The organism is Thiothrix lacustris DSM 21227 (genome assembly GCF_000621325.1).
Classification (GTDB): Bacteria; Pseudomonadota; Gammaproteobacteria; order Thiotrichales; family Thiotrichaceae; genus Thiothrix; species Thiothrix lacustris.
Map to the genome: position 1 here is coordinate 1 of NZ_JHYQ01000042.1, position 22,901 is coordinate 22,901.

Below are 22,901 nucleotides of genomic sequence, written 5' to 3' on the forward strand. Positions count from 1 at the left end.
AAGCACATTGCGGATGCAAGTTGGGGTGAGTTCACTCGCCAGCTTGCGTACAAAGCTGGCTGGTACGGGAGGACATACGTTGAGATAGGGAGATTCTTCCCGTCCACTAAACGCTGTTCCTGCTGTGGGTTCGTGAAAGAAAACATGCCGCTGGACGTGCGATCGTGGGAGTGCCCCGAATGCGGCACAACCCACGACCGTGACGTGAATGCAGCACGTAACATTTTAGCCGCCGGGCTGGCGGTGTTAGCCTTTGGAGAGAATGTTAGTGGCGATGGCATTTCGGTGTCGTCGTCCTGTTCTCGGTGAATTAGGAATCCCCCGGCTTTAGCCGTGGGGAGTAGTCAAAATAGCCTAACCGCAACATAGCTAGGTTTTGTCGCTTATGATAACTTACCCGGTTTTTACGATCTTCGATGTAGGAGCGCGGTAACGTGAAATTCAGCGAATACAACTGGAACGCCATGCCGGATAAAGCCGGGCATTTTGGCGCATACGGCGGGCGTTTCGTCGCGGAAACGCTGATGGAGCCGATCTACGAACTCGAACAAGCCTACGAAAAGCTCAAAAATGACCCTGCTTTCCAGGCCGAATTCGACCGTGACCTCAAATATTATGTCGGTCGCCCCAGCCCGCTGTATATGGCGGAACGCTGGACACGCGAACTCGGCGGCGCAAAAATCTACCTCAAGCGCGAAGATTTGAATCACACCGGCGCACACAAGATCAACAACACCATCGGTCAAGCGCTGCTCGCCAAATTCATGGGCAAGACGCGCATCATCGCTGAAACCGGCGCAGGCCAGCACGGGGTTGCTTCCGCCACCATCGCCGCCCGCCTCGGTTTGGAATGCATCGTGTACATGGGCGCAGAAGACGTGCAACGCCAAGCCCCCAATGTATTCCGCATGAAATTGCTGGGCGCAACCGTGGTTCCCGTCACCTCCGGCTCGAAAACCCTCAAAGACGCGCTCAACGAAGCCATGCGTGACTGGGTAACGAATGTCGATGACACGTTCTATATCATCGGCACGGTGGCAGGCCCTCACCCATACCCTGCAATGGTACGCGACTTCCAATCCGTGATCGGTCGTGAAGCCCGCGAACAGATTCTGGAACAGGAAGGTCGTTTGCCGGATGCGCTAGTGGCTTGCGTCGGCGGTGGTTCTAACGCCATTGGTTTGTTCCACCCCTTCCTTGCGGATGAATCGGTGGCGATTTATGGCGTAGAAGCTGGTGGTGATGGCATCGACACTGGCAAACACGCAGCGCCACTGTGTGCAGGCAAGCCCGGTGTTTTGCACGGCAATCGTACTTATTTAATGGAAGATACCAACGGGCAAATCATTGAAACCCATTCCATTTCTGCGGGTTTGGATTACCCCGGCGTAGGCCCCGAACACGCTTGGTTGAAAGACATCGGTCGTGCCAATTACGTTTCCGTGACGGATACCGAAGCCATGCAAGGTTTCCACGCACTGACCCGTATCGAAGGCATTATTCCCGCGTTAGAAAGCAGCCACGCGCTGGCTTATGTGATGAAACTTGCGCCAACGATGAGTAAAGACCAAAGTATCATCATTAATCTGTCCGGGCGCGGGGACAAAGACATCAACACCATTGCACGTCTGGAGGGGATTACGCTATGAGTCGCATCGCCGCTTGTTTCGCTGCCCTGAAAGCACAGGGCAAAACCGCATTGATCCCCTACGTTACCGCTGGCGATCCGCACCCGTCGCTCACCGTGCCACTCATGCACCGCATGGTCGAGGCCGGAGCCAATATCATCGAACTCGGCGTGCCATTTTCCGACCCGATGGCGGATGGCCCCACTATCCAGCAAGCGCATGAACGTGCGTTGAAACATAACGTTAGCCTGCACGATATTCTCGGCATGGTGGCTGAATTCCGTAAGACTAACCAGACCACGCCCGTGGTACTGATGGGGTACTTGAACCCGATCGAAATCATGGGTTACGCCGAATTCGCCAAAGCGGCGGAAGCTGCTGGTGTCGATGGTGCGCTGACCGTGGATTTGCCACCGGAAGAGGGCATGGGTGTGCTGCCGTTGTTCCGTGAACACGGTATTGACCCGATTTTCCTGTTGTCACCCACTACGCCAGAACGCCGTATTGCTACAGTGGCGCAAGCAGGCGGTGGTTTCATTTACTACGTTTCACTGAAAGGTGTGACGGGTGCGAGCACGCTGGATGTTGGGCAAGTGGCCAGCCATATCGCCAAAATCCGCACGCATACCGACCTGCCATTGGGCGTTGGTTTCGGCATCAAGGATGCTGCGACGGCTGCGGCTGTCGCCAAAACGGCTGATGCGGTGGTGGTGGGTAGTGCCGTTATCAAATTGATCGAAGCGACACTGGATGATCATGCTGCTATCATGAACAACATCAGTGACTTGCTGACTTCCATGCGCACTGCAATGGATGCCTGAATACGCTAGGGGTAAACACACAAAATGAGCTGGTTTGAAAAACTGCGTCTGCCATCCCGCATCCGTACCGATGCGAGCAATACCGAAAAGAAATCCATCCCGGAAGGCTTGTGGCATCAATGCCCCTCCTGTCAGGCTGTGCTGTACCGTGCGGAACTGGAGCGCAATCTGGATGTTTGCCCCAAGTGCAACCACCACATGCGCTTGTCCGGGCGGCGACGTTTGGACGTGTTTCTGGATGCTGATGGCCGTGAGGAAATCGGTGCGAATGTTGCCCCGACCGATATGCTGAAATTCCGCGATACCAAAAAATACAAAGACCGCCTGGCTGCCGCGCAAAAAGAGACGGGTGAAAAAGATGCCCTGATCGTGATGAAAGGTACGGTATTGGGCGTGCCTTTGGTGGTAGCGGCCTTCGACTTCCGTTTCATGGGTGGCTCGATGGGCTCGGTGGTTGGTGAGCGTTTTGTGCGCGGTGCGGAAGCGGCCATGCTTAACAAGATTCCGTTCATTTGCTTTGCCGCGAGTGGCGGAGCGCGGATGCAGGAAGCTTTGTTCTCGTTGATGCAAATGTCCAAGACCAGCGCGGTGTTGACCCGTTTGAGCGATAAGGGCTTGCCGTTTATTTCGGTGCTGACTGACCCGACGATGGGCGGGGTTTCGGCAAGTTTTGCGATGCTGGGCGATATTCATATCGGTGAACCCAAGGCGCTGATCGGTTTTGCTGGCCCGCGTGTCATTGAGCAGACGGTGCGAGAGAAACTGCCAGAAGGTTTCCAGCGCAGTGAATTTCTGCAAGAAAAAGGCGCGATTGACATGATTGTGCACCGCACGGATATGCGCGAAACCATCGCGGATCTGGTGTCGATCATGCAACATAAGCCTAGCCCTATTCATCATGCTACTGTGTTGGATGCTGCTTGAAAACGTTGGATGATTGGTTACGTTGGCAGGAATATCAATTTCTGTTAAGCATTAAGTTGGGGTTAGAACGCATCCGTACTGTAGCAGAACGGATGGATTTGTTGCAGTTGCCGGTGCCAGTCATTATGGTCGGTGGCACCAATGGCAAAGGTTCGACTTGTGCGATGTTGACGCGGATTTTGACCTTGCAAGGTTATCGAGTGGGAACGTATACCTCACCACATTTGATGCGATACAACGAACGGATTGCTATTAATGCTGAGCCTGCTAGTGATGCCATGATTTGCGAGGCATTTACGGCGATTGATAAGGCGCGTGATGGCATTGATCTGACCTATTTTGAGTTTGGTACTTTGGCGGCAGCCTGGTGTTTTGTGCACGCTAAAGTGGATGTCACGGTATTGGAAGTTGGCCTTGGTGGGCGCTTGGATGCTTGCAATCTGTGGGATGCGGATGTGGCTATTATTACCAGCATAGGCATCGATCACGAGGATTGGCTAGGCAGTACCCGCAAAGCGATTGGGCGCGAAAAGGCAGGCATTATGCGGGCAGGTAAACCGGTGATCAGTGGTGATCCGCAGCCACCTGCCACGATTGCCTCTGAGGCAGCTCGTATTGGTGCACGTTTATTGCAGTACGGTCAGGATTTCAATGCGGAAGGTGTGCCAACACCTGCTTTGCTGGGGGATGTGCAACAACAGAATGCGGCTTGTGTCGTCACCGCTTTGCAACAATTGCATGAAATATTACCCGTTAGCCCTGCTGTGATGGCTGAAGGCTTGCGCACTGTGAGTCTCACGGGGCGGATGCAGCGGGTGCATGAGGAGCCAGAAGTGCTGCTCGATGTTGCTCATAATCCCCATGCCGCAAAAGAATTAGCATTATGGCTGAAAAAAAATCCAGTTGAAGGCAAAACATTTGCAATTTTTTCTATACTTGCAGATAAGGATATTGCTGGGGTGCTGGAAATAATGGCAACTCAAGTGAATGAGTGGCATTTGGTTCCCTTGTCAGGGAGTCGGGCGGCTAGTCGCGAATTGCTTGTAGATAAAGTGCAAGCCAGTGATGCGCAAGCAACAATTCATGTCTATTCTGATTTTCAGTCCGCGTGGAATTCTATTCACTTAATGGCAGAAAAACAGGACAGAGTAGTTGCCTTCGGTTCTTTTCTGGTAGTATCCGGTATGCTGGAAATTCTCGTTCCCTAGTGGGGTTGAGTCTCTATCAGTTGGTAAATGCGCGAATCAATAGTTTTTGAGTGTCGAATATAAAGGAGCAGTGAATCACATGGATAATAAGGCCACAACCAAACGTATGATTGGCGCGGTAGTGCTAGTACTGGTTGCTGCGTTACTGTTGGCATGGTTGCTGAAAGGCAAAAACCGTGACGGTCAACAAGACATGGCGATGAACCAGGCTGGTGAAACCAAGCCTATTTTAGGTTTCCCAGGGGTTGGAGAGGAGGGGCAGAAGCCCAGCATTGTGGGTGATGACCCGAATGCAGTAGCTCAACAAGCAGCAGGTATTGATGTTGCTCAACAGCAGCAAGTTCCTGCTGATGCGGGTCAGGCTGCAACAGGTAAGGATGGCGCTAGCTTAATTCCTGGTGTTGATGTGAAGCTGCCTGAAACAGTTGCTAACACGACTGGTTTTGATGTGCGTCCAGCCGATACGGGCGGTGAAGTTCGTGACTTAGTGGATACTGATGGCAAATTGAAAGATGGCACTGGCAGTATGGGTACAGGGGATGCTAAAGCAGGCAGTGCTAAGGCACCTGAAGCTCAAGCACCTGTTACTCAAGATGCAGGGGATTCAGTTAAGGCTGAGCAGCAAGCTGCTGCAAAAGCACCGGTTGCTGAGACGAAAACCAGCACATCTTCTACTTCACAGCAGGCATCTAGTAAAGATACCGCGCCTGTTGAGAAAAAGAGCAGTGCGAAAGTTGTCTTAGTGAATGAGAAACCTGTTCCTAAAGCAACTTCAGAAGATAGTGCACGTGCTGCTAAAAAAGCTGCTGAAGATAAAGCCGCTGCTATGGCAAAAGCTGCTGAAGATAAAGCCGCTGCTGCTGCTAAAGCTGCTGCCGAAAAAGCTGCTGCTGCCAAGTCTGTAGCCTTAGCGGGAGCAGCATCAGGTACTGCGAGTGCTGGTAATTTCGTGATTCAGGTTTTGGCAAGTTCAGACAAAGCCAGTGCTGACTCGGTTGCTGCACCTCTTAAAGCTGATGGTTATCAGGTTAGTGTATCACCCGTGACTGCTGGCGGGAAAACTATCTATCGGGTGAATGTAGGTGGTTTTGCAAACCGTGCAGCAGCTGATGCCGCTCAGGTGAAAATGAAGTCACGTTACACACAAAATCAGTCGATTCAAGGTAGTTTCGTTACCAGTGGTAAGTAATCATCCATGACAGCAGATATTCTGGATCTCAGCATTATTGTCCTGATTGTTCTGTCAGCTATTATTGGTTTGGTGCGCGGTTTTGTCAGAGAAGCGCTTTCCTTGGTGACTTGGTTGGCGGCTTTGGCATTTGCCTTCTTGTACTATAATCAACTGGCTGCACATGTACCCTTTGCTGTACAAGGCAAAATTGGGCAGGTGGTGATTGCTTTTGTGGTCATTTTCCTTGGAGTACTGATAGTCGGTTCCATCATTAATCATTTATTGAGTGCTGCGGTATCGTCTGTGGGGCTTGGTGGGGTGGATTATTTGTTGGGTGGGGCTTTCGGTATTTTACGGGGAGGCTTGATTGTCACCTTATTGGTATTGCTGTTTAGTGCAGTAGGAAATTTTTCTAAGGATGCCTGGTGGAAAGATTCACGGTTAATGCCGTGGTTCGAAGATGCTGCTGGCGTTCTCAAGGAAATGATTCCTAACAAACTCCCAGAGGATCTGCCCGATATTTTTTCCAATAAACCCTGATCTCAGGGGATTGTTGGCTTAATCGTCGGTTATCAAGGCAGCCATGTACGTATCGTGCATGGCTGTTTTGTTTTGACGGGGTTAGAATATGACGTTTTCGTTTCACCGGAAGGCTTGTTATGTGCGGAGTTATCGGGATTATTGGCCATGAACCTGTTAATCAGGGGCTTTATGATGGTCTGACGGTTTTACAACATCGTGGCCAGGATGCTGCGGGTATCGTGACCAGCGATGGCCGGAAACTTTACCTGCGCCGTGATAACGGTTTGGTTAAAGATGCATTCACGGAACGCCACATGGCTATGCTGAAAGGCAATATGGGCATTGGGCATGTGCGTTACCCTACTGCGGGTTCTTCTTCTTCTGCTGAAGCCCAACCTTTCTATGTGAACAGCCCTTACGGGATTTCTTTGGCGCACAATGGCAATCTGACCAATGCGCATGTGTTAAAGAAAGAGCTGTATCAACAGGATCGCCGTCAAATCAACACCGAGTCTGATTCTGAAATCTTGTTGAATATTTTTGCGCAGGAATTGCTGCGTCAGGATGCTTTACACGTGCGCCCTGAAGACATCTTCTCAGCGGTGGAGGGGGTGCATCGGCGTTGTAAAGGTGCGTATGCGGTGGTAGCGATGTTGACCCGTGATGGTTTGGTAGGTTTCCGTGACCCGCATGGTATCCGCCCTTTGGTTTATGGCGTGCGTGAAACTCCAGCGGGCAAGGAATTCATGCTGGCCTCCGAAAGTGTGGCGCTGGATGTGCAGGGTTATCGCTTGGTGCGTGACATCGAGCCGGGTGAAGCGATTTTCATCCGCCCAGATGGCCAAGTATTTACCCGCCAATGCGCGAAAAATCCGCGTTACAGCACCTGTATTTTTGAATACGTTTATTTTGCCCGCCCTGATTCCATCATTGATAATGTCTTCGTCCACAAGGCGCGGATGCGGATGGGGCGCAAAATGGCTGAGTACGTGATGCGTGAATGGCCAGATAATGACATTGACGTAGTGATCCCGATTCCTGATACCAGCCGTACTTCAGCGCTGGAAATGGCGTATACCTTGGGCGTGCCTTATCGGGAAGGCTTTATCAAAAACCGCTATATCGGGCGTACTTTTATCATGCCGGGGCAGGCCAAGCGCAAAAAATCAGTGCGTCAGAAACTGAATTCACTGGCGTTGGAGTTCAAGGGCAAAAACGTGATGCTGGTGGATGATTCCATTGTGCGTGGCACGACGTCTGGCGAAATTGTGCAAATGGCACGTGATGCCGGGGCGAATAAGGTGTATTTTGCGTCCGCTTCACCGCCTATCAAGTTTCCCAACATTTACGGGATAGACATGCCCGCTGCCAAGGAACTTATTGCGCACGGGCGTACCGAAGAAGAAGTGGCAAAAGCCATCGGCGTTGACCGTTTGGTGTATTTGCCCCTCGAAGATCTGATTGCGGCGGTGAGTAAGGGCAACCCGCGCTTGAAGGATTTTGATTGTTCTGTTTTCACCGGGAATTATGCTACTGGGGAAGATGGCGACTATTTTGCTGAATTAGAGGCTTTACGTAATGACGAACAACAAACAAAACGCGAAAAAAATATGGCTGCCATTGATATTTGCAACAGTGATTAATAGCGGGGCGGTGATGGCTGAAGACTTCCCTATGCCGCCCCTTAATTCATTGCCTCAGGCTGCTGCGGTTGAACAGGGGAAGGCGTCTGTTGATTTTATTGTGCAAGATCTACAACGCCGTTTCCCCAGCTATTCGACCGAGCGCGTGTTGCTGGTTGATGGCATCAAGCAGAAAATGGAGTTGATCGAAAACGGCCAAGTCAGCCATACATGGGTTATTTCTGTTGCGCAGAAGGGGCTGGGGAGCCTCAAGGGCAGCGAGCAAACCCCTACCGGCGTGCATCGTATCGCACAGAAAATTGGTGCTGGTGCGGAGCTGGGTACTATTTTCAAGGCACGTCAGAATACCGGGCGGATTGCCGAGATTCTTACTGGCGCGGATGAGCGCAGTACCGGGGATAATGTCACCACGCGTATCTTATGGCTGGCGGGCATGGAACCGAATGTCAACAAGGGTGGTAATGTCGATTCTTATGAACGCTACATCTATATCCACGGTACGGATGAAGAAGGGCGTTTGGGGCAGGGTGCATCCCACGGTTGTATTCGCATGAAGAATCAGGATGTGATCGACCTGTTTGATCTGGTATCTGAGGATACGCTGGTTGTGATTACCCCCAATTAACGCAGGACATAAATCTTGAACGAAAGCGACTGGGATTTTGCCACGCTGGCTATCCGTGCCGGGCATGAACGCACCAATGAAGGCGAGCATTCGGAGGCGATTTTTCCGACCTCCAGCTTTGTATTCGGCAGTGCGGCGGAAGCGGCAGCGCGATTTGGTGGGCAAGAGCCGGGCAATATTTACGCCCGCTTTACTAACCCGACTGTGCGTTATTTTCAGGAGCGGCTAGCCGCGCTGGAAGGTGGCGAAAGCTGTGTGGCAACCTCGTCTGGCATGTCCGCCATTCTGGCGGTGATGCTAGGGTTGTTGAAAGCGGGGGATCACGTGGTGTGTTCCCGCGCTGTATTTGGCACGACCACGCTGCTGCTGCAAAACTATATTGGTAAATTCGGGGTGGCGATCAGCTTCGTCGACCTGACCGATATGGAAGCGTGGGAAGCGGCTTTGCAGCCGAATACCCGTTTATTGTTTGCGGAAACACCTGCTAATCCACTCACCGAAATTGTTGATATTCGCGCTCTGGCGGATTTAGCACACCGTAACAACAGCTTGTTGGTGATCGACAATTGTTTCTGCACCCCTGCGTTACAGCGCCCGCTGGCATTGGGGGCGGATATTGTGGTGCATTCCGCCACCAAGTATCTGGATGGGCAAGGGCGTGCCTTGGGCGGTGCTGTCGTCGGTGATGCGGAACGGGTCGGCAAAGATGTGTACGGCGTATTGCGCACTGGTGGCGTGACCATGAGCCCGTTCAATGCGTGGATATTCCTGAAAGGCTTGGAAACGCTGGATTTGCGTATGAAGGCGCATTGTGACAATGCCATGCAGCTCGCGCAGTGGCTGGCAGCGCACCCGGCGGTGGAACAGGTCTATTATCCGGGGCTGGCTTCCCACCCGCAGCACGCGCTGGCGCAACAACAGCAAAGCGGCTTTGGGGGGCTTGTATCCTTCGTGCTGAAAGGTGGGAAAGAGGCGGCATGGAAGGTAATAGATTCCACCCAAATGCTGTCGATTACCGCCAACCTTGGCGATACTAAGACCACGATTACTCACCCGGCAACGACTACGCACGGCAGGCTGACGCCGGAGCAGAAGGCGCAGTCAGGGATTGCTGATGGTTTGGTGCGGGTATCCGTCGGGTTGGAAAGTATCCGCGACATCCAGCGCGATCTGGCGCGTGGTTTGGATAATCTCTAATCAGGTAAGCGGAATTCAGGAAGCTCGAATTCTCGCCTGACCTCATTCAATTCCAGAAAGGTTTCACGTTCGGCGGGAATCAACTGGAAGCGGTAGCCGCCATCGCCAGGGTAGGGGTCGATGTGGTCACACTTGCCATCCATAATGGCATTAGGGATTTCCTCAAATGCCAAGCATTCCCGGTCTGGATTGTTTTCGAGAAAGTGCTGGCAGAACACGCAGACGGGGGGGAGTACGCAACTCATAATAGTACCGACTACAGAAATTAACAGTCAGTGGTATTGTTGCCCTAATTCATGCACCGCGTCTACCAATACGCCCACATTTTCTGGGTTAATATGCTGGTGAATGCCATGCCCCAGATTAAATACATGCCCGGAACCTTGGCCGTAACTCGCCAGAATAGTCGCAACGTGCTGACGGATGACATCCGGTGATGCATACAGCACGCAAGGATCCATATTGCCCTGAAGCGCTACTCTGTCACCGACGCGCTGGCGTGCTTCGCTGATATTGATCGTCCAGTCCAGTCCCAGTGCATCGCAGCCGGTATCCGCCATTGGTTCCAGCCATTGCGCCCCGCCCTTGGTGAACAGGATAACGGGTACTTTCCGACCGTCATGTTCACGGGTTACACCGTCCACGATTTTCTGCATGTAACGCAGCGAGAATTCACGGTAAGTCGCAGGTGTTAGTGAGCCGCCCCAAGTATCAAAGATCATCGCGGCTTGTGCGCCTGCTGCAATCTGGGCATTCAGGTAGAGGATAATGCTGTCAGCGAGCTTGTCGAGCAGCAGGTGCAGGGCTTTGGGGTTGTCATACAACATGCCCTTAACCTTGGCGAAGTCCTTGCTGGAACTGCCTTCCACCATGTAAGTGGCCAGTGTCCAAGGGCTGCCGGTGAAACCGATCAGCGGAACGCGCCCGTCAAGTTCGCGGCGGATGGTGCGAACCGCATTCATCACGTACTGCAATTCACCTTCGGGGTCGGGGATGCCGATCTTTTCAATATCCGCCATGCTTTGCACGGGGTTAGTGAAGCGTGGGCCTTCGCCTTCCGAAAAGTACAAGCCTAAACCCATTGCGTCGGGGACGGTGAGGATGTCGGAAAACAGAATAGCCGCATCCAGCGCGTAACGCTCCAGCGGTTGCAGGGTGACTTCGCAGGCAAGGTCGGCATTCTTGCACAAATCCATGAAGCTGCCAGCGCGGGCGCGGGTAGCACGGTATTCGGGCAGGTAGCGGCCTGCTTGACGCATAATCCACACGGGCGTGGTATCGACCGGCTGTTTCAGGAGTGCGCGTAAAAAACGATCGTTTTTGAGTTCTGTCATGTTGACACCCCTGAAAGAGTGAAGGGCGGGTTTAGCCGCCGAGTCGGGTCTTGATCAGTCCGCTCACTTGTCCCATGTCGGTACGGCCTTGCACTTTGGGTTTTAGCCATGTCATGACTTTGCCCATATCGCGCACGGATGCCGCGCCAGTTTCGGTAATGGCTTGCTGGAGAAGGGTATCCAGTTCGGCCTCAGTGAGTTGTTGGGGAAGGTAGCTCTGAATGATACCTACCTCAAACACTTCCTGATCAACAAGGTCAGTACGGCCTGCATCACTGTACTGGCGGATGGATTCCCTGCGTTGTTTGGTCATTTTGTCCAACACTGCCAGCACGGCAGCATCGTCCATCTCGACGCGGGTATCCACTTCCTGTTGTTTGATGGCAGCCAGTATCAGACGGATCACACCCAGCTGCGCTTTTTCATGCGCACGCATGGCTGTTTTCATGTCTTCGGTGAGGCGTGCCTTGAGGAGGCTCATTAGTACAGACGCACGCGACGGTTCAAGTCGCGGGAAATGCGCTTGAGGTTGCGTTTGACGGCAGCAGCGCGCATACGCTTGCGCACAGAGGTAGGCTTTTCATAGAATTCGCGTGCGCGGACGTCAGCTACAACGCCAGCTTTTTCACAGGTGCGCTTGAAACGGCGCAGGGCAACTTCGAAAGGCTCGGTATCACGTACTTTTACACTAGGCATACAAATCTGTCTCAAATCCACAATTGAGTAAAGCGCGAGATTATACTCACCTGCCAGCTAAATGCAAAACATTCAGGAGGTTTTGTCGCTTTCTCCGACAAACTCGCCGTAAAGGATCAAAGAATGATCCTTAATATGGAAGTTGTGCTGGCGGGCGAGTTCACGCTGGCGTTGTTCGATAATTTCGTCATAAAACTCAACAACCTTGCCGGTTTTGACGCAAACCATGTGGTCGTGATGTTCTTCGGTAGCCAGCTCAAACACGGCTTGTCCGCCTTCAAAATGGTGGCGATTCACCAAACCAGCTGCTTCAAATTGGGTCAGTACACGATAAACCGTGGCGAGGCCAATTTCTTCACCATTACCGATGAGTGACTTGTAAATGTCTTCAGCGCTGAGGTGATGTTCATAGGAATTGCTTAACAAGTCGAGGATTTTAACCCGTGGTTGGGTAATCTTTAATCCGGCGCGTTTAATATCCTTCTCTTCCACTCTGCACTCTCCATCCTGAATAGTCTATTATGATGCCCATGTTTACTTTGGACGATACAAGACTAACATGATAAAGCCTATCATTTCACTTACCCTTGGTGCGGTTTTGCTGCTGGGGGGCTGTAGCTCTTATAAAATGGAAATCCAGCAAGGCAATTACATTAGCCGTGAAGAGCTAGCGATGGTCAAGCCAGGTATGAGTGCAGCTCAGGTGCAGCAAACACTGGGAACACCATTATTAATGGATGATTTCCACAAAAATCGTTGGGATTATGTCTTTTACCTGAAAGCACCCGATGGCAGTGTGCAGCGTAGCAGCGTCACGGTGTTTTTCCAGAATGGCGTAGTGCAGAATATTCGTAATGATGCAGCGCCTGTGGTGGTAACGCCTAAATAATTAAAGCCATTTCCACAAATAATAGATGTACTGCCCTTCTGATGATTTGGAAGGGCCTTGTATGACGGCAGGAAAACGTTTGGAGTCGCCCTCGGCAGCTTCTATTGCCTCTTGTTCGCTAGCATATGCGGTGATACAACTGGCGGGGAAGCGATTGCGGCTGGGTTTGAACTTAGGCATGTAAACGGTCGCATACACCGTTTGCGAAATGCCACTCCCGGAAGGGTCAGGCGGAACCATGCCGTGCATTAGGAATCCTCCGCGCTGTCAGCATCACCGCCACCCTTTTTCATATTTTTACCCTCGGCAGCACGCTGCTTGCGCACGGCTTTGGGATCGGCAATTAAGGGGCGGTAGATTTCGATACGGTCGCGTTCGCGTAATGGGGCATCCAGCTTTGCTAGCTTGCCGAAGATGCCTGCCTCTAAGGTATCCAGCGTGAGTTCGGGGTAGTGTTCCAGAATGCCTGAGGCTTGAATACCTTCGCGGATACTAGCGCCATCAGGCACTTGTGCTGTCATGATCAATTGCTCGTGCGGCAAGGGGTAAACGACTTCGATACGGATGTTGTCAGTGGTCGCCATAAACGCTTTTCGCCCTTTGAACGAATGAGTCAACCAAGGTGTTGGCAATTTGGTTGAAAACTGGGCCAATCACCAGACTCAAAATTTTGCTGGAAAATTCAAAATCCAAATCTAACGAGACTTTGCAGGCATCAGCTTTCAGTTCGTCAAAGCGCCAGAAACCGTGCAAATGTTTGAATGGCCCGTCAATCAGGCGCATTTCAATGGTTTTGTTGTTTTGCAGGCGATTGAGAGTAGTGAACTGCTTGTTCACTGCTCCTTTGGCGATTTCGACAGTCGCTTTCACCTGATCAGCATCGCGTTGGTGCTCCACCGCCGTCCTGCACCAAGGCAGGAACAGGGGATAGAGGCTGATACCATCAACCAGTTGATACATTTGTGCGGCACTGTAGGGAACTAAAGCACTGCGGCTAATATGCGCCATCTATTTACTTCGCAGGTGCAGCAACAGGTGCAGCAGTTGGTGCTGGCGCAACAGGTGCTGGTGCTGCTGGTGGATTGTTCGTCGGTGCTGTTGATGCAGGTGCAGCCGTTGGTTCAAATACACTGAACCCTTCAGGTAAACTGAAATCCGCATCAGGAAGTGCATCTTTACCTAGGCTGCTTAACTCGCTACGTGGGCCTTCAGGTAGTGCTTGGATGCGCAGCGCCAAACCTTCCTTATGTAAGCTGGCTGAGCCTTCTGACGGTGGCGTGGAACCCTGTGCTTTAGCAGATTCTGCGGCGATAGTATCCATGTATTCAAACATGCTGACCAACATCGTATGGTCGGCTGCTTCCATACTACCGCTGTTGGAAATACAGACGTCACGCACGGCCTTATCATCCATTTTTACCGTTGAGATATGGCATTCCATGCCCTGAATGGTTTCTTTGCGCTCCGTTTTTTCCATTTTGATGGCAGGTGGTGGCGTTTTCATCGCCGCTTCGCTTTGCTGGATGCGCTCTTCAAGTGCCTTGCGTTGATCTTCCGGCATAGAGACCATCTGCTTTTTCATCTCTTCCTTGAACTGGTTTTGCATTTCGACCACTTTGGTCATGCGTTCGCGGATTTTGTCAGGCGTGGTTTCGATGTATTGTTTGGTCTTGGTGTTGATGGTGTACAGCATTTTTTTGCTGTTGTCGTACAGGGAGTAAATGTCGCTGCCGACTTCACCCATGCGAACTTTGTCACCGTGAATCTGGATAACGGTCTGACGATCCTGTGGACTAAAGCCAGTATCGGTGTAGGTTAGTTTAGTATCAGCATTGGCAATACCAACAGCGCCCACAGAAACAGCCGCTATTAAGCAGCGTGACAAAAAATTATGATGCATGTTCAACTCCGTATTTTTCTGAGCAGTCCAGCAAGATTCGAATTCTCGCTAACGGTAAACCTTCATTGAAACGAACTGTTACATAAGGTTCGTTATCCTGCAATGGTTTGTAATGGGTTAATTGTTGATGCAGTACCGCAATATCTGCATCCGATGCATCATTTCCAGCTTGTTGGCGCTGTAAAATATTGCTTTCCAGTTGTGCGGGTGTCGCTTCGAAATGCAGGATGAGGAAGGCTACCTGCATATCGTTAGCGAGCTGCTGAAAACGTTGGCGCTGCTCTTGTTGTAGGAAGGTGGCATCTACCACCACCGAATAGCCACTGTGTAGCGCTAGTGTTGTCAGTTCCGCGAGCCGGTCGTAGGTGCGGGCATTCATATCGGCGCTGTAGAGGTGTTGTTCTGAGCCGCTGTAGTGGCGCTTGCGCTCCACATCCGAACGTAACTGGATGCAACCGAGTTGTTCCACTACTTGGCGACAAGCCCAAGATTTGCCCGAGCCGCTTAAGCCGTGGGTAATCAGTAGCTTGGGCTGTCGGGTGTGGGTATACGATTCGGCTAGCGTCAAGTAGCGGGCGCATTGTTGCAGGCTGGCGCTGCGTTCTGCGGCATCCTCCAGTTGGCTGAGGCGTAAGGCATGAACTTTAGCGCGAACCATGGCTCGGTATGCTTGATAAAAATTGAGTAGTGGCAGGGCTGCATAATCCCCGCTCTCTGCTAGCCATGCATTCAAAAGTCTGTGTGCCCAAGCAGGCTTGCCCCGGTCATCCAGATCCATGAGCAGAAAGGCGATATCACTAGCAGTGTCAATCCAGCGTAACGCCTCATTAAACTCGATTCCGTCGAAAAAAGTGATTTCAGCGTCAATCAGGGCTATATTCCCCAAGTGCAGGTCACCGTGGCAGGCGCGGATACCCCCCTTTTTCTGGCGGTATAAGAGCTGATCGTATTGTTGGGAATAGGTTTGCTGCGTCCAGTGTTCCAGTGGCGCGAGTTGTTCTAGTAAATCTTCCTCGTGCAGGTGCTGACGCAAGGAGATGAAATTTTGTTGCATGGGTGAGAAAATATTCTCTGGTAAACCCCATTCGCGGTTAGTGGGTGCTATATCTGCTTGCTGGTGAAACTGGGCAAGGCGGGTGGCAAGTTCATCCATCCATTCCAGAGGTAGTAAATTCGCCGAAAGCAAGCAATCTAGTTGTTGGGAAGGGTCGAATTGCCGCATTTTGACTGCATATTCGACGATGTTCTGGCTGGTTTTGGCGGTGGTTGACCCTAGCTGATAAAGGCCATCAACCAGTAAAATGGGGACGACATCCAAATACAGTTTGGGAGCGAATCGGCGATTGAGCCGGAGTTCTTCCTGACAAAAATGCTGTCTGTCAGCGAGTTGGCTGAAGTCCAGAAATCCGAAATTGACCGGCTTTTTTATCTTGTAAGCGAACTTGCCGGTCAGGAAGACTGTCGATATATGAGTGTGAATTACTTGTATATTGTATGTTGTATGTGGGTAGAATGCGGGGTTACGCATCGCCTCCCACAGAGTGTCAGATGTGTGTGAGGACATGCCATGTCTCTATATATGACCCGAAAATATAAGCATAGCAGGAAAATAGTTTGAGTCAGGAAGTAAAACAGGAATCGTCAGTGTGGCGTTTCTTTAAGGGGCTATGGGCTACCTTTTCACTGTTTGGACGGGTATTCCGTATTCTGTTGCTAGTAGCCTTAGTGCTGGGTTTGCTGCTGGGTATAGTTTATACCTTGGATCTGGATGAAAAAGTCCGCGACCAGTTTGAAGGCAGGCGTTGGGAATTACCCGCCCGGGTATTCGCCCGGCCACTGGATATGTACGAAGGCCAGCAATTATTCGCTGATCATCTTGAAGAAGAGCTGAAGTTGCTCAATTACCGCTCTATTGATAAGCCTGTTGAAACCGGACAATACCAGCGTCAAGGCAACAAATTCGTTATTAATACCCGTGGTTTCCAGTTTGCTGAGGATAAAGAGCCAGCACGTAGCATCAAAGTCAATGTTGCTAATGGCAAAATTGCCTCCTTGGCCTATGCGGATGGCAAAAATCCGCTGGATCTCATGCGCCTAGAACCTGTACTGATTGGCAATTTCTACCCGCGTAAAAACGAAGATCGAGTGTTGGTGCGCCAGAAAGATGTGCCACCACTGCTGGTGAGTGGTTTGGTCGCCGTTGAAGATAGAAAGTTTTACGAGCATCAGGGCGTCAATCCAATGGCGATTGGCAGAGCAGTAGTTGCCAACCTTAAGGCAGGCCATACGGTACAAGGTGGGAGCACGCTCACCCAGCAGTTGGTGAAAAACTTCTATCTCACCAATGAGCGTAGCTGGCATCGTAAACTCAAAGAAGCCACGATGGCCTTCCTGTTGGAAATGCGTTACACCAAACAAGACATCATGGAGGCCTACCTGAATGAAATTCACCTGGGTCAGGATGGCGACCGTGCGATTCATGGCTTTGGGCTGGCTGCACAGTTTTACTTCAATCGTCCAGTTTGGGAATTGAAACCCGACCAAATAGCCCTGTTGATTGGGTTGGCTAAAGGCGCAGGTTATTATGATCCACGTATGCACCCTGATCGCGCCTTGGAGCGTCGTAATTTAGTACTACAAGTTATGCTCAGGGAAAAAGCGATTACTCAGGCTGTCTACGAAGAGTCTGTGAAGCAGCCGTTAGGTGTTAGTGAGAAGAAGCCGTCTGGTAATAGCCCGTTTCCCGCTTATCTGGATCTAGTACGTCAGCAATTGCAGCGTGACTACAAGGAAGAGGATGTACGCAGTCAAGGCTTGATGATTTTTACCGCAATGGATCCTATTGTGCAGCTAACCGCTGAAACCATCCTGCAAAATCGAGTCGGGCGTTTAGAACGTGCAGAGAGAATCCCCAAAGGAAAACTGAATGGTGCGCTCATTATCAGCAGTGTTCAAGGTGGGGAAGTCATGGCCTTAGTCGGCAGCCGTGAGGTGCGTTATGCAGGTTATAATCGTGCTTTAACCGCACAACGGCAGATTGGTTCCCTTGTCAAACCCGCGATTTACTTGGCAGCACTGGGCGATCCGAAAAAATACAATCTTGCCACTCGCATCAGTGATGGGCCTGTGACTGTAAAGTTAGGTTCTAAGAAGTATTGGCAACCACAAAATTACGACCGTTCCAATATGGGCGCTGTGACGCTGTTAAAAGCCATCACGCTGTCTCGTAACACACCCGCAGTACGTGTTGGTGTGAGCGTTGGTTTGGATAAAGTCGTACAAACGTTACATGATTTAGGCATTGGTGGTGACATACCCGCTTATCCATCGATTCTGTTAGGCGCTTTGGAAATGGCACCCATCGACGTGCAGCAAATGTATCAGACGATTGCAGCCGGTGGTTCATATTCTCCGCTGAAAGCGATTCGTAGTGTGATGAATCCACATGGCCAAGTGCTAACGCGTTACCCTTTAACGGTAAAGCAGATTGCCAGTCCTGAAGCGGCTGATTTACTGATCTATGCGATGAACCAAGTGACCGTGGTGGGAACGGCAAAAGAACTCGGTGCAACGCTACCTAGTTGGAAAAAAGTAGCAGGTAAAACTGGAACGACCAATGACAAGAAAGATAGCTGGTTTGCTGGTTTTTCTGGGCAGCATGTTGTAACGGTTTGGGTTGGACGTGATGATAATAAACCCACCAATATGACGGGTGGTACAGGTGCATTGAAAGTTTGGGCAGATTTGTTCAAAGTACTGCCTACCAAGCCCCTTCAGGTCGCTAATTCGTCACGGTTGGTCTGGATCGATGTTGATCAGTCTACTGGACTGCGGTTCAATCCAGCCTGTGGTAAAGCAGTACGTACCCCTTTCATTAAAGGGACTCAGCCTCAGCAAATGAGTTACTGTGCAGCACCCGAGTCTGCTACTGAAGTTGTTGAGCCTGTCAGCGATGCTGCGGCTATACCACCCGCAACGGCCAAACCAGTAGTAGCACCAGTTGCCGTACCCGCAAAGAAACCGGCTGATCCAGCGGGCTGGATCGATGACTTAATGAAATGAGACAAAACATGACGCTAACCCCACGTAATACCCTTGTCCTCAGTGTCGTGCTGACAGGTTTTCTGTCAGCGTGTTCCCCAAATCCCGCCGTTTTACAGGATCGGGTTTACGGTAGCCGTGCTGTTCCAGCACCCGCACCCGCAAAAGTAGCACCTGCCAAGCCTGCTGCGATTGCTCGACCCAAAGCACCTGCGCCTACGGTTAGTACGGTGGTAGTGACAAAGCCAGTAAAAGTGCCGCCACCTATGCCTGCACCAGTACCTAAGCCAGAGGCACAAGTAAGTGTTATCGCTGAGCCAGCACCTGCTACGACAGTGACCCCGGTTGCGCCTGTTATTGCTGTTCCTAAGGTCTACCAATCTTCTTCAGCAGTACAGGCATTGGTGCGGCAGGCTGATACCGAAGTTGCCAAAGGCAGTCTTGATAAAGCTGCGGATACATTAGAACGCGCCTTGCGTATTGAGGGAGATAATCCAGATTTATGGATGAAGCTGGCCAAAATCAACGAGCAACAAGGTAAACACGACCAAGCGGTTAGTATGGTAGGCAAAGCTCAATCCTATCGGGAGCAGCTCAATTAGTTTACCTATTGTCCTTCAGCCCGCGCTGGATTTACCTGATTTGTTGGGTGATACGGGTCCATTTGCCCAACTGATTGAAGGCTTTCAATCCAGACCACAGCAGCAGGCCATGCTGAAAGCCGTGCAAACCGCCATGCAGACCCAAGGCACGGCGGTAATTGAAGCCGGTACGGGTGTAGGCAAAACCTTTGCTTACCTTGCACCTGCCTTGCTGTGTGACGAGCGCGTGATCATTTCCACCGGCAGTAAAACCCTGCAAGACCAGCTTTACCACAAAGATTTGCCACTGGTGCGCAAGGCGCTGAAAAGTGCGGCCAAAACAGCCCTGCTAAAAGGCCGTGCCAATTACCTGTGCCTGCATCGCATGAAAACCACGCTGGACGAAGGCCGCTTGCCTGACCGCAAAAGCGTTACTTGGCTGCACCGCATCCGCGACTGGTCGGAGCTGACCAGTAAGGGCGATATTGCCGAGCTGTCAGCCGTTCCGCACGATGCTGAAATCTGGGGGCGGGTCACGTCCAACACCGAAAATTGTCTGGGTGCAGACTGCGGTGATTATCAGGAATGTTACGTGGTCAAAGCCCGGCGTGCCGCGCAGGAAGCCGATTTGGTCGTCGTCAATCATCACCTGTTTTTTGCGGACATGGCGCTCAAGGAAGAAGGCTTTGGTGAATTGCTGCCACTCGCCAACGTGGTGGTGCTGGATGAGGCGCATCAGTTGCCGGAAATCGCTTCCACCTTTTTCAGTGATAGCTTTAGCAGCCGCCAGTTGCACGACTGGAAGCGCGACACCGTGGTGGAAGCGTTGGAAAACGCGTCCGATATGCCCCAAATCCGCGAATTTCTGGATCGACTGGAAAAAGCGGTGCTGGATTTGCGGCTGGCTATGGATACGCCGGGGCAACGTGCGCCGTGGGCACGCATCAGCCACAAGCCTGCAATTGCCGAGCACATGAAAGCGCTGGATGATTGCATGAAAGATTTGGCGGCTTTGCTGGAACACGCGGCGGAGCGCAGCAAGGGTTTGCAGTCGTGTTATGAGCGCTTGCTGGAGCAGCAGGCACGGCTGGGGCGTTTGCACAATCCGCCAGCGGATAGCGTGCAGTGGTTTGAAACCTTTACCCGTGGCTTTGCGATTACCACTACGCCGCTGGACGTTTCCGTGCCGTTCAAAAAGTGTATGGATGAGTTGCCGTGTAGCTGGGTGATGACTTCTGCGACGCTGGCGGTTGGGCAGTCGTTTGAGCATTTCAACCAGCGTATGGGGCTGGATAAGGCGACGACCTTGCAGCTCGACAGTCCGTTTGATTACTGGCACAACTCGTTGCTGTATTTGCCTGCGGGGTTGCCGGAGCCGCAAGACCGCGATTTCGTGTCTGCACTGGTAGAGGCGGCGATTCCAGTGATCGAGGCATGTGGTGGGCGCACGTTTATGTTGTTCACCAGCTACCGGGCGCTGCATGAGGCGGCGGAATTGCTGCAAGATCGTTTTGAGTATCCATTGCTGATTCAAGGCGAATCACCGCAGCGTGACATGATCGAACGCTTTCGCGAGCTAGGCAATGCGGTGTTGTTGGGCACGGCGAGTTTCTGGGAAGGCGTGGATGTGCGCGGTGAAGCCCTGAGTTGCGTGATTATCGACAAGCTGCCCTTTGCTGCGCCGAATGACCCGGTGATGGAAGCGCGGCTGGAGAGTATCCGCAAGCGTGGCGGCAATCCTTTCGGGGAATACCAGATTCCACAGGCGGTGATTACCTTGAAGCAGGGTGTGGGGCGGCTGATCCGTGACCAGCAGGATCGTGGGGTGTTGATGATTTGCGACATCCGCCTGCGTACCCGTAGTTACGGCAAGACTTTCCTCGACAGTTTGCCGCGTATGCCGCGTACCCAGAAGCTGGAAATTGTCGAACGTTTTTTTGCTGGAAATTTGAATGAAACTGCTAGCCCTTGATACCTCTACCGAAGCCTGTTCTGCCGCTGTCTACGCGGATGGTGTGACGTTTTGCGAATTTGAACTGACCCCGCGTGCGCATACTCAACTGATTCTGCCGATGGTAGAAAAAGTGTTGGCAGCGGCTGGCCTGCGTTTACAGGACGTGGATGCGCTGGCTATTGGCTGTGGCCCTGGCGCGTTTACGGGTATTCGTATTGGCGTGGGTGTGGCGCAAGGCTTGGCGATGGCGGCAGATAAGCCGGTGATTCCGCTTTCGACCTTGGCGGCGTTGGCGCAACAAGCCAGTGTGCAGCATGGCGCGACGCAAGTGCTGGTGGCGTTGGATGCGCGGATGGGTGAAGTCTACTGGGGGCAATACGCTTTGCAGGACGGGCTGATGCAGTTGCAGGGCGAAGAGCAGGTCTGCGCTCCGGCGGATGCGCCTTTGCCAGAAGGTGACGGTTGGTTTGCTATCGGGCATGGCTGGTCGGCTTATGCGGATGCCTTGCAAGCGCGGTTTGGCGCGAAGCTAGGCGGAACCGATACCGCTTCACTGCCAGCTGCCGAATTCATGCTGCCGCTGGCGCTTGCCGCATGGCAGGCGGGCAGGGCAGTAGCGCCGGAAGAGGCACAGCCGGTTTACCTGCGTAACAAGATTGCTTTGACTACGCAGGAACGGCTGGCCAACAAGCCTTAACGGTTTTGGGATAGCTTATCTACCCACAGCGCTGTACCGCCAGCCACGCCGACTGGCATGGCGAAGAAATTCACGACGGGAATCGCTGTCATCAGCGACAGTAGCCAGCCGAACCCCAGTGCTTCACCCCGATTTTTCTTCAGTGCGACCAGCTCATCCTTGAAAAATAGGTTGTGGTTGCCCATCGGGTAGTCGGCGTATTCAATCGCCAGCATCCACGCGCCAAACAGTGTCCACGCCACGGGTGAGATAATGTTGATGCCGGGAATCACGGTCAGGATCAGTACCAGCACGAACCACTTGCCCATGTACCACAGCTTGCCAAGTTCACTGCGAAAAGTGCGCACAATCAGCGCGGGCAGGCTTTTGTAACCCTCAAACTCAGGCACGGGCAGGCCGTTGAGGCGGGCTTCGACCCGTTCCGCCAACACCGAGTTGAAGGGTGCTGCCAAGATATTGGCCACTATTGAAAATACGTAGAACACCACGAAGAAAATCAACACGGCAAATATCGGCCACAGTAGCCATTCCAGCCACGTCAACCAGCTTGGTAGCAGGCGCGTCATCCAGTAGTCGAGTTGGGACTTTGCCAGCCAAATACCGCCAGAAAACAACACGATGTTGATCAGCAGTGGTACGACTACAAACGGGCGGATGCCTTTTTGCGTGATGAGTGACAGGCCGCGCAAGACGTAGCCAAACCCTTTGAACAATCCCGTTATCATCAGTCGTGCGCGAGATACCCCTGCCTTTAGGCATGGGTAGGGATAGCGCGTCGGCGACAGCCGACCCTCTTCTCGCTCCTCCGTTTGGTTTGCTATCTTCGGTTGTTGACTCTTCACGAAATATACGATATTTTGTGAATAATGAAAACTAAACGCGCCTACAAATTCCGATTCTACCCAGACCAACAACAAGAAACGTTGCTGGCTCAGACGTTCGGTTGTGTGCGCTACGTTTACAACAGCATCTTGCGTTACCGCACGGATGCCTACTATCAGGCTCAGGAAAAAGTTGGGTACACGAAAGCGAGTTCCCAACTGACTGCCATCAAAAAACTGCCTGAAGCT

At 52.0% G+C, this 22,901-nt stretch carries 27 protein-coding genes; 16 read left to right on the top strand and 11 right to left on the bottom strand.

Going from position 1 to position 22,901, the window contains the following annotated elements; translation table 11 throughout:
* From Q394_RS20805 to Q394_RS0115905, 10 genes are all read left to right on the top strand, one after another.
* The coding region (locus Q394_RS20805) for an RNA-guided endonuclease TnpB family protein (protein ID WP_038141527.1) at window positions 1-309 on the top strand (309 nt) is incomplete at its 5' end.
* Between the two features lie 155 nt (window positions 310-464).
* Window positions 465-1,649, top strand: a complete 1,185-nt coding sequence (trpB, locus tag Q394_RS0115865) for a tryptophan synthase subunit beta (protein ID WP_211248837.1) — start codon at window positions 465-467, stop codon at window positions 1,647-1,649.
* Window positions 1,646-2,449, top strand: coding sequence for a tryptophan synthase subunit alpha (gene trpA, locus Q394_RS0115870; RefSeq protein ID WP_028490119.1), 804 nt, complete (start codon window positions 1,646-1,648; stop codon window positions 2,447-2,449). Before trpB ends, trpA begins: the two co-directional genes overlap by 4 nt.
* 24 nt (window positions 2,450-2,473) lie before the next feature.
* Window positions 2,474-3,373, top strand: coding sequence for an acetyl-CoA carboxylase, carboxyltransferase subunit beta (accD, locus tag Q394_RS0115875; protein ID WP_028490120.1), 900 nt, complete (start codon window positions 2,474-2,476; stop codon window positions 3,371-3,373).
* Window positions 3,370-4,581: a bifunctional tetrahydrofolate synthase/dihydrofolate synthase gene (gene folC / locus Q394_RS0115880; RefSeq protein WP_028490121.1), complete on the top strand. Its 1,212-nt coding sequence runs from the start codon at window positions 3,370-3,372 to the stop codon at window positions 4,579-4,581. The genes accD and folC overlap by 4 nt, the downstream gene beginning before the upstream one ends.
* 79 nt (window positions 4,582-4,660) lie before the next feature.
* Window positions 4,661-5,770: an SPOR domain-containing protein gene (locus tag Q394_RS21710; RefSeq protein WP_028490122.1), complete on the top strand. Its 1,110-nt coding sequence runs from the start codon at window positions 4,661-4,663 to the stop codon at window positions 5,768-5,770.
* Between the two features lie 6 nt (window positions 5,771-5,776).
* Window positions 5,777-6,292 (top strand): CvpA family protein, encoded by a 516-nt coding sequence (locus Q394_RS20815; RefSeq protein WP_051543508.1) that lies wholly within the window; start codon window positions 5,777-5,779, stop codon window positions 6,290-6,292.
* A gap of 119 nt (window positions 6,293-6,411) precedes the next feature.
* Window positions 6,412-7,917, top strand: coding sequence for an amidophosphoribosyltransferase (gene purF / locus Q394_RS0115895; RefSeq protein WP_028490123.1), 1,506 nt, complete (start codon window positions 6,412-6,414; stop codon window positions 7,915-7,917).
* 13 nt (window positions 7,918-7,930) lie between these two features.
* Window positions 7,931-8,542: a L,D-transpeptidase gene (locus tag Q394_RS0115900; RefSeq protein WP_084260508.1), complete on the top strand. Its 612-nt coding sequence runs from the start codon at window positions 7,931-7,933 to the stop codon at window positions 8,540-8,542.
* Window positions 8,543-8,554: 12 nt separating this feature from the next.
* Window positions 8,555-9,739, top strand: coding sequence for an O-succinylhomoserine sulfhydrylase (locus Q394_RS0115905; protein ID WP_038141826.1), 1,185 nt, complete (start codon window positions 8,555-8,557; stop codon window positions 9,737-9,739).
* On the opposite strand, the gene Q394_RS0115910 is transcribed toward Q394_RS0115905, so the two are convergent.
* The 5 genes from Q394_RS0115910 to fur all read right to left on the bottom strand — a co-directional run bounded on the left by Q394_RS0115910 (window position 9,736) and on the right by fur (window position 12,261).
* Window positions 9,736-9,984 carry a hypothetical protein gene (locus tag Q394_RS0115910; protein ID WP_028490126.1) on the bottom strand — a complete coding sequence of 83 codons (249 nt, stop codon included), beginning with the start codon at window positions 9,982-9,984 and terminating at the stop codon, window positions 9,736-9,738. The two genes, Q394_RS0115905 and Q394_RS0115910, sit on opposite strands and share 4 nt — an antisense overlap.
* Before the next feature lie 27 nt (window positions 9,985-10,011).
* On the bottom strand, window positions 10,012-11,073 hold the full coding sequence (hemE, locus tag Q394_RS0115915) for a uroporphyrinogen decarboxylase (protein WP_028490127.1): 1,062 nt from the start codon (window positions 11,071-11,073) through the stop codon (window positions 10,012-10,014).
* A gap of 31 nt (window positions 11,074-11,104) precedes the next feature.
* The gene (locus tag Q394_RS0115920; protein ID WP_028490128.1) at window positions 11,105-11,554 is read right to left on the bottom strand and encodes a GatB/YqeY domain-containing protein; all 450 of its coding nucleotides are present in this window, start codon (window positions 11,552-11,554) and stop codon (window positions 11,105-11,107) included.
* A complete protein-coding gene (rpsU, locus tag Q394_RS0115925) occupies window positions 11,554-11,769 on the bottom strand; it encodes a 30S ribosomal protein S21 (RefSeq protein WP_028490129.1) in 216 nt (71 codons plus the stop codon). The genes Q394_RS0115920 and rpsU overlap by 1 nt, the downstream gene beginning before the upstream one ends.
* 72 nt (window positions 11,770-11,841) lie before the next feature.
* Window positions 11,842-12,261, bottom strand: coding sequence for a ferric iron uptake transcriptional regulator (gene fur / locus Q394_RS0115930; protein WP_028490130.1), 420 nt, complete (start codon window positions 12,259-12,261; stop codon window positions 11,842-11,844).
* 67 nt (window positions 12,262-12,328) lie between these two features.
* Here fur and Q394_RS0115935 point away from each other — a divergent pair, with 67 nt between their 5' ends.
* On the top strand, window positions 12,329-12,658 hold the full coding sequence (locus Q394_RS0115935) for an outer membrane protein assembly factor BamE (RefSeq protein ID WP_028490131.1): 330 nt from the start codon (window positions 12,329-12,331) through the stop codon (window positions 12,656-12,658).
* On the opposite strand, the gene Q394_RS0115940 is transcribed toward Q394_RS0115935, so the two are convergent.
* From Q394_RS0115940 to Q394_RS20820, 5 genes are read right to left on the bottom strand one after another with little or no spacing between them, the layout of a single operon-like run.
* The gene (locus Q394_RS0115940) at window positions 12,659-12,907 is read right to left on the bottom strand and encodes a hypothetical protein (RefSeq protein WP_028490132.1); all 249 of its coding nucleotides are present in this window, start codon (window positions 12,905-12,907) and stop codon (window positions 12,659-12,661) included.
* Entirely contained in the window at window positions 12,907-13,242 is a 336-nt protein-coding gene (locus tag Q394_RS0115945) for an RnfH family protein (RefSeq protein ID WP_028490133.1), read from the bottom strand. Before Q394_RS0115945 ends, Q394_RS0115940 begins: the two co-directional genes overlap by 1 nt.
* Window positions 13,229-13,666 carry a type II toxin-antitoxin system RatA family toxin gene (locus tag Q394_RS0115950; RefSeq protein WP_028490134.1) on the bottom strand — a complete coding sequence of 146 codons (438 nt, stop codon included), beginning with the start codon at window positions 13,664-13,666 and terminating at the stop codon, window positions 13,229-13,231. Before Q394_RS0115950 ends, Q394_RS0115945 begins: the two co-directional genes overlap by 14 nt.
* A 4-nt stretch (window positions 13,667-13,670) precedes the next feature.
* Entirely contained in the window at window positions 13,671-14,558 is an 888-nt protein-coding gene (locus tag Q394_RS0115955; RefSeq protein WP_028490135.1) for a hypothetical protein, read from the bottom strand.
* Window positions 14,548-16,122 carry a bifunctional aminoglycoside phosphotransferase/ATP-binding protein gene (locus tag Q394_RS20820; RefSeq protein ID WP_051543509.1) on the bottom strand — a complete coding sequence of 525 codons (1,575 nt, stop codon included), beginning with the start codon at window positions 16,120-16,122 and terminating at the stop codon, window positions 14,548-14,550. Before Q394_RS20820 ends, Q394_RS0115955 begins: the two co-directional genes overlap by 11 nt.
* 50 nt (window positions 16,123-16,172) lie before the next feature.
* Between Q394_RS20820 and mrcB the strand changes: the two genes are divergently transcribed.
* The 4 genes from mrcB to tsaB are packed head-to-tail and all read left to right on the top strand — an operon-like array spanning window position 16,173 to window position 21,831.
* Window positions 16,173-18,620 carry a penicillin-binding protein 1B gene (gene mrcB, locus Q394_RS0115965; protein WP_028490136.1) on the top strand — a complete coding sequence of 816 codons (2,448 nt, stop codon included), beginning with the start codon at window positions 16,173-16,175 and terminating at the stop codon, window positions 18,618-18,620.
* A gap of 8 nt (window positions 18,621-18,628) precedes the next feature.
* Window positions 18,629-19,201 carry a tetratricopeptide repeat protein gene (locus Q394_RS21715; RefSeq protein ID WP_028490137.1) on the top strand — a complete coding sequence of 191 codons (573 nt, stop codon included), beginning with the start codon at window positions 18,629-18,631 and terminating at the stop codon, window positions 19,199-19,201.
* A 40-nt stretch (window positions 19,202-19,241) separates the two neighbouring features.
* Complete coding sequence (yoaA, locus tag Q394_RS0115975) at window positions 19,242-21,152, top strand: DNA repair helicase YoaA (protein WP_028490138.1); 1,911 nt, start codon at window positions 19,242-19,244, stop codon at window positions 21,150-21,152.
* Entirely contained in the window at window positions 21,133-21,831 is a 699-nt protein-coding gene (tsaB, locus tag Q394_RS0115980) for a tRNA (adenosine(37)-N6)-threonylcarbamoyltransferase complex dimerization subunit type 1 TsaB (RefSeq protein ID WP_028490139.1), read from the top strand. The genes yoaA and tsaB overlap by 20 nt, the downstream gene beginning before the upstream one ends.
* Here tsaB and cysZ read toward each other — a convergent pair.
* On the bottom strand, window positions 21,828-22,544 hold the full coding sequence (gene cysZ, locus Q394_RS0115985) for a sulfate transporter CysZ (RefSeq protein WP_245606808.1): 717 nt from the start codon (window positions 22,542-22,544) through the stop codon (window positions 21,828-21,830). The genes tsaB and cysZ overlap by 4 nt on opposite strands.
* A gap of 153 nt (window positions 22,545-22,697) precedes the next feature.
* Here cysZ and Q394_RS0115990 point away from each other — a divergent pair.
* Window positions 22,698-22,901: helix-turn-helix domain-containing protein (locus Q394_RS0115990; protein ID WP_038141829.1), on the top strand; the 204-nt coding region annotated here is incomplete at its 3' end.

What these genes read in the sequence shown, in the direction of transcription:
- trpB (WP_211248837.1), top strand. Translation starts at nt 465, where the DNA reads ATGCCGGATAAAGCCGGGCATTTTGGCGCATACGGCGGGCGTTTCGTC.
- trpA (WP_028490119.1), top strand. Translation starts at nt 1,646, where the DNA reads ATGAGTCGCATCGCCGCTTGTTTCGCTGCCCTGAAAGCACAGGGCAAA.
- accD (WP_028490120.1), top strand. Translation starts at nt 2,474, where the DNA reads ATGAGCTGGTTTGAAAAACTGCGTCTGCCATCCCGCATCCGTACCGAT.
- Q394_RS21710 (WP_028490122.1), top strand. Translation starts at nt 4,661, where the DNA reads ATGGATAATAAGGCCACAACCAAACGTATGATTGGCGCGGTAGTGCTA.
- Q394_RS20815 (WP_051543508.1), top strand. Translation starts at nt 5,777, where the DNA reads ATGACAGCAGATATTCTGGATCTCAGCATTATTGTCCTGATTGTTCTG.
- purF (WP_028490123.1), top strand. Translation starts at nt 6,412, where the DNA reads ATGTGCGGAGTTATCGGGATTATTGGCCATGAACCTGTTAATCAGGGG.
- Q394_RS0115900 (WP_084260508.1), top strand. Translation starts at nt 7,931, where the DNA reads ATGGCTGAAGACTTCCCTATGCCGCCCCTTAATTCATTGCCTCAGGCT.
- Q394_RS0115910 (WP_028490126.1), bottom strand. Translation starts at nt 9,984, where the DNA reads ATGAGTTGCGTACTCCCCCCCGTCTGCGTGTTCTGCCAGCACTTTCTC.
- hemE (WP_028490127.1), bottom strand. Translation starts at nt 11,073, where the DNA reads ATGACAGAACTCAAAAACGATCGTTTTTTACGCGCACTCCTGAAACAG.
- Q394_RS0115920 (WP_028490128.1), bottom strand. Translation starts at nt 11,554, where the DNA reads ATGAGCCTCCTCAAGGCACGCCTCACCGAAGACATGAAAACAGCCATG.
- rpsU (WP_028490129.1), bottom strand. Translation starts at nt 11,769, where the DNA reads ATGCCTAGTGTAAAAGTACGTGATACCGAGCCTTTCGAAGTTGCCCTG.
- Q394_RS0115935 (WP_028490131.1), top strand. Translation starts at nt 12,329, where the DNA reads ATGATAAAGCCTATCATTTCACTTACCCTTGGTGCGGTTTTGCTGCTG.
- Q394_RS0115940 (WP_028490132.1), bottom strand. Translation starts at nt 12,907, where the DNA reads ATGCACGGCATGGTTCCGCCTGACCCTTCCGGGAGTGGCATTTCGCAA.
- Q394_RS0115945 (WP_028490133.1), bottom strand. Translation starts at nt 13,242, where the DNA reads ATGGCGACCACTGACAACATCCGTATCGAAGTCGTTTACCCCTTGCCG.
- Q394_RS0115950 (WP_028490134.1), bottom strand. Translation starts at nt 13,666, where the DNA reads ATGGCGCATATTAGCCGCAGTGCTTTAGTTCCCTACAGTGCCGCACAA.
- Q394_RS0115955 (WP_028490135.1), bottom strand. Translation starts at nt 14,558, where the DNA reads ATGCATCATAATTTTTTGTCACGCTGCTTAATAGCGGCTGTTTCTGTG.
- Q394_RS20820 (WP_051543509.1), bottom strand. Translation starts at nt 16,122, where the DNA reads ATGTCCTCACACACATCTGACACTCTGTGGGAGGCGATGCGTAACCCC.
- Q394_RS21715 (WP_028490137.1), top strand. Translation starts at nt 18,629, where the DNA reads ATGACGCTAACCCCACGTAATACCCTTGTCCTCAGTGTCGTGCTGACA.
- tsaB (WP_028490139.1), top strand. Translation starts at nt 21,133, where the DNA reads ATGAAACTGCTAGCCCTTGATACCTCTACCGAAGCCTGTTCTGCCGCT.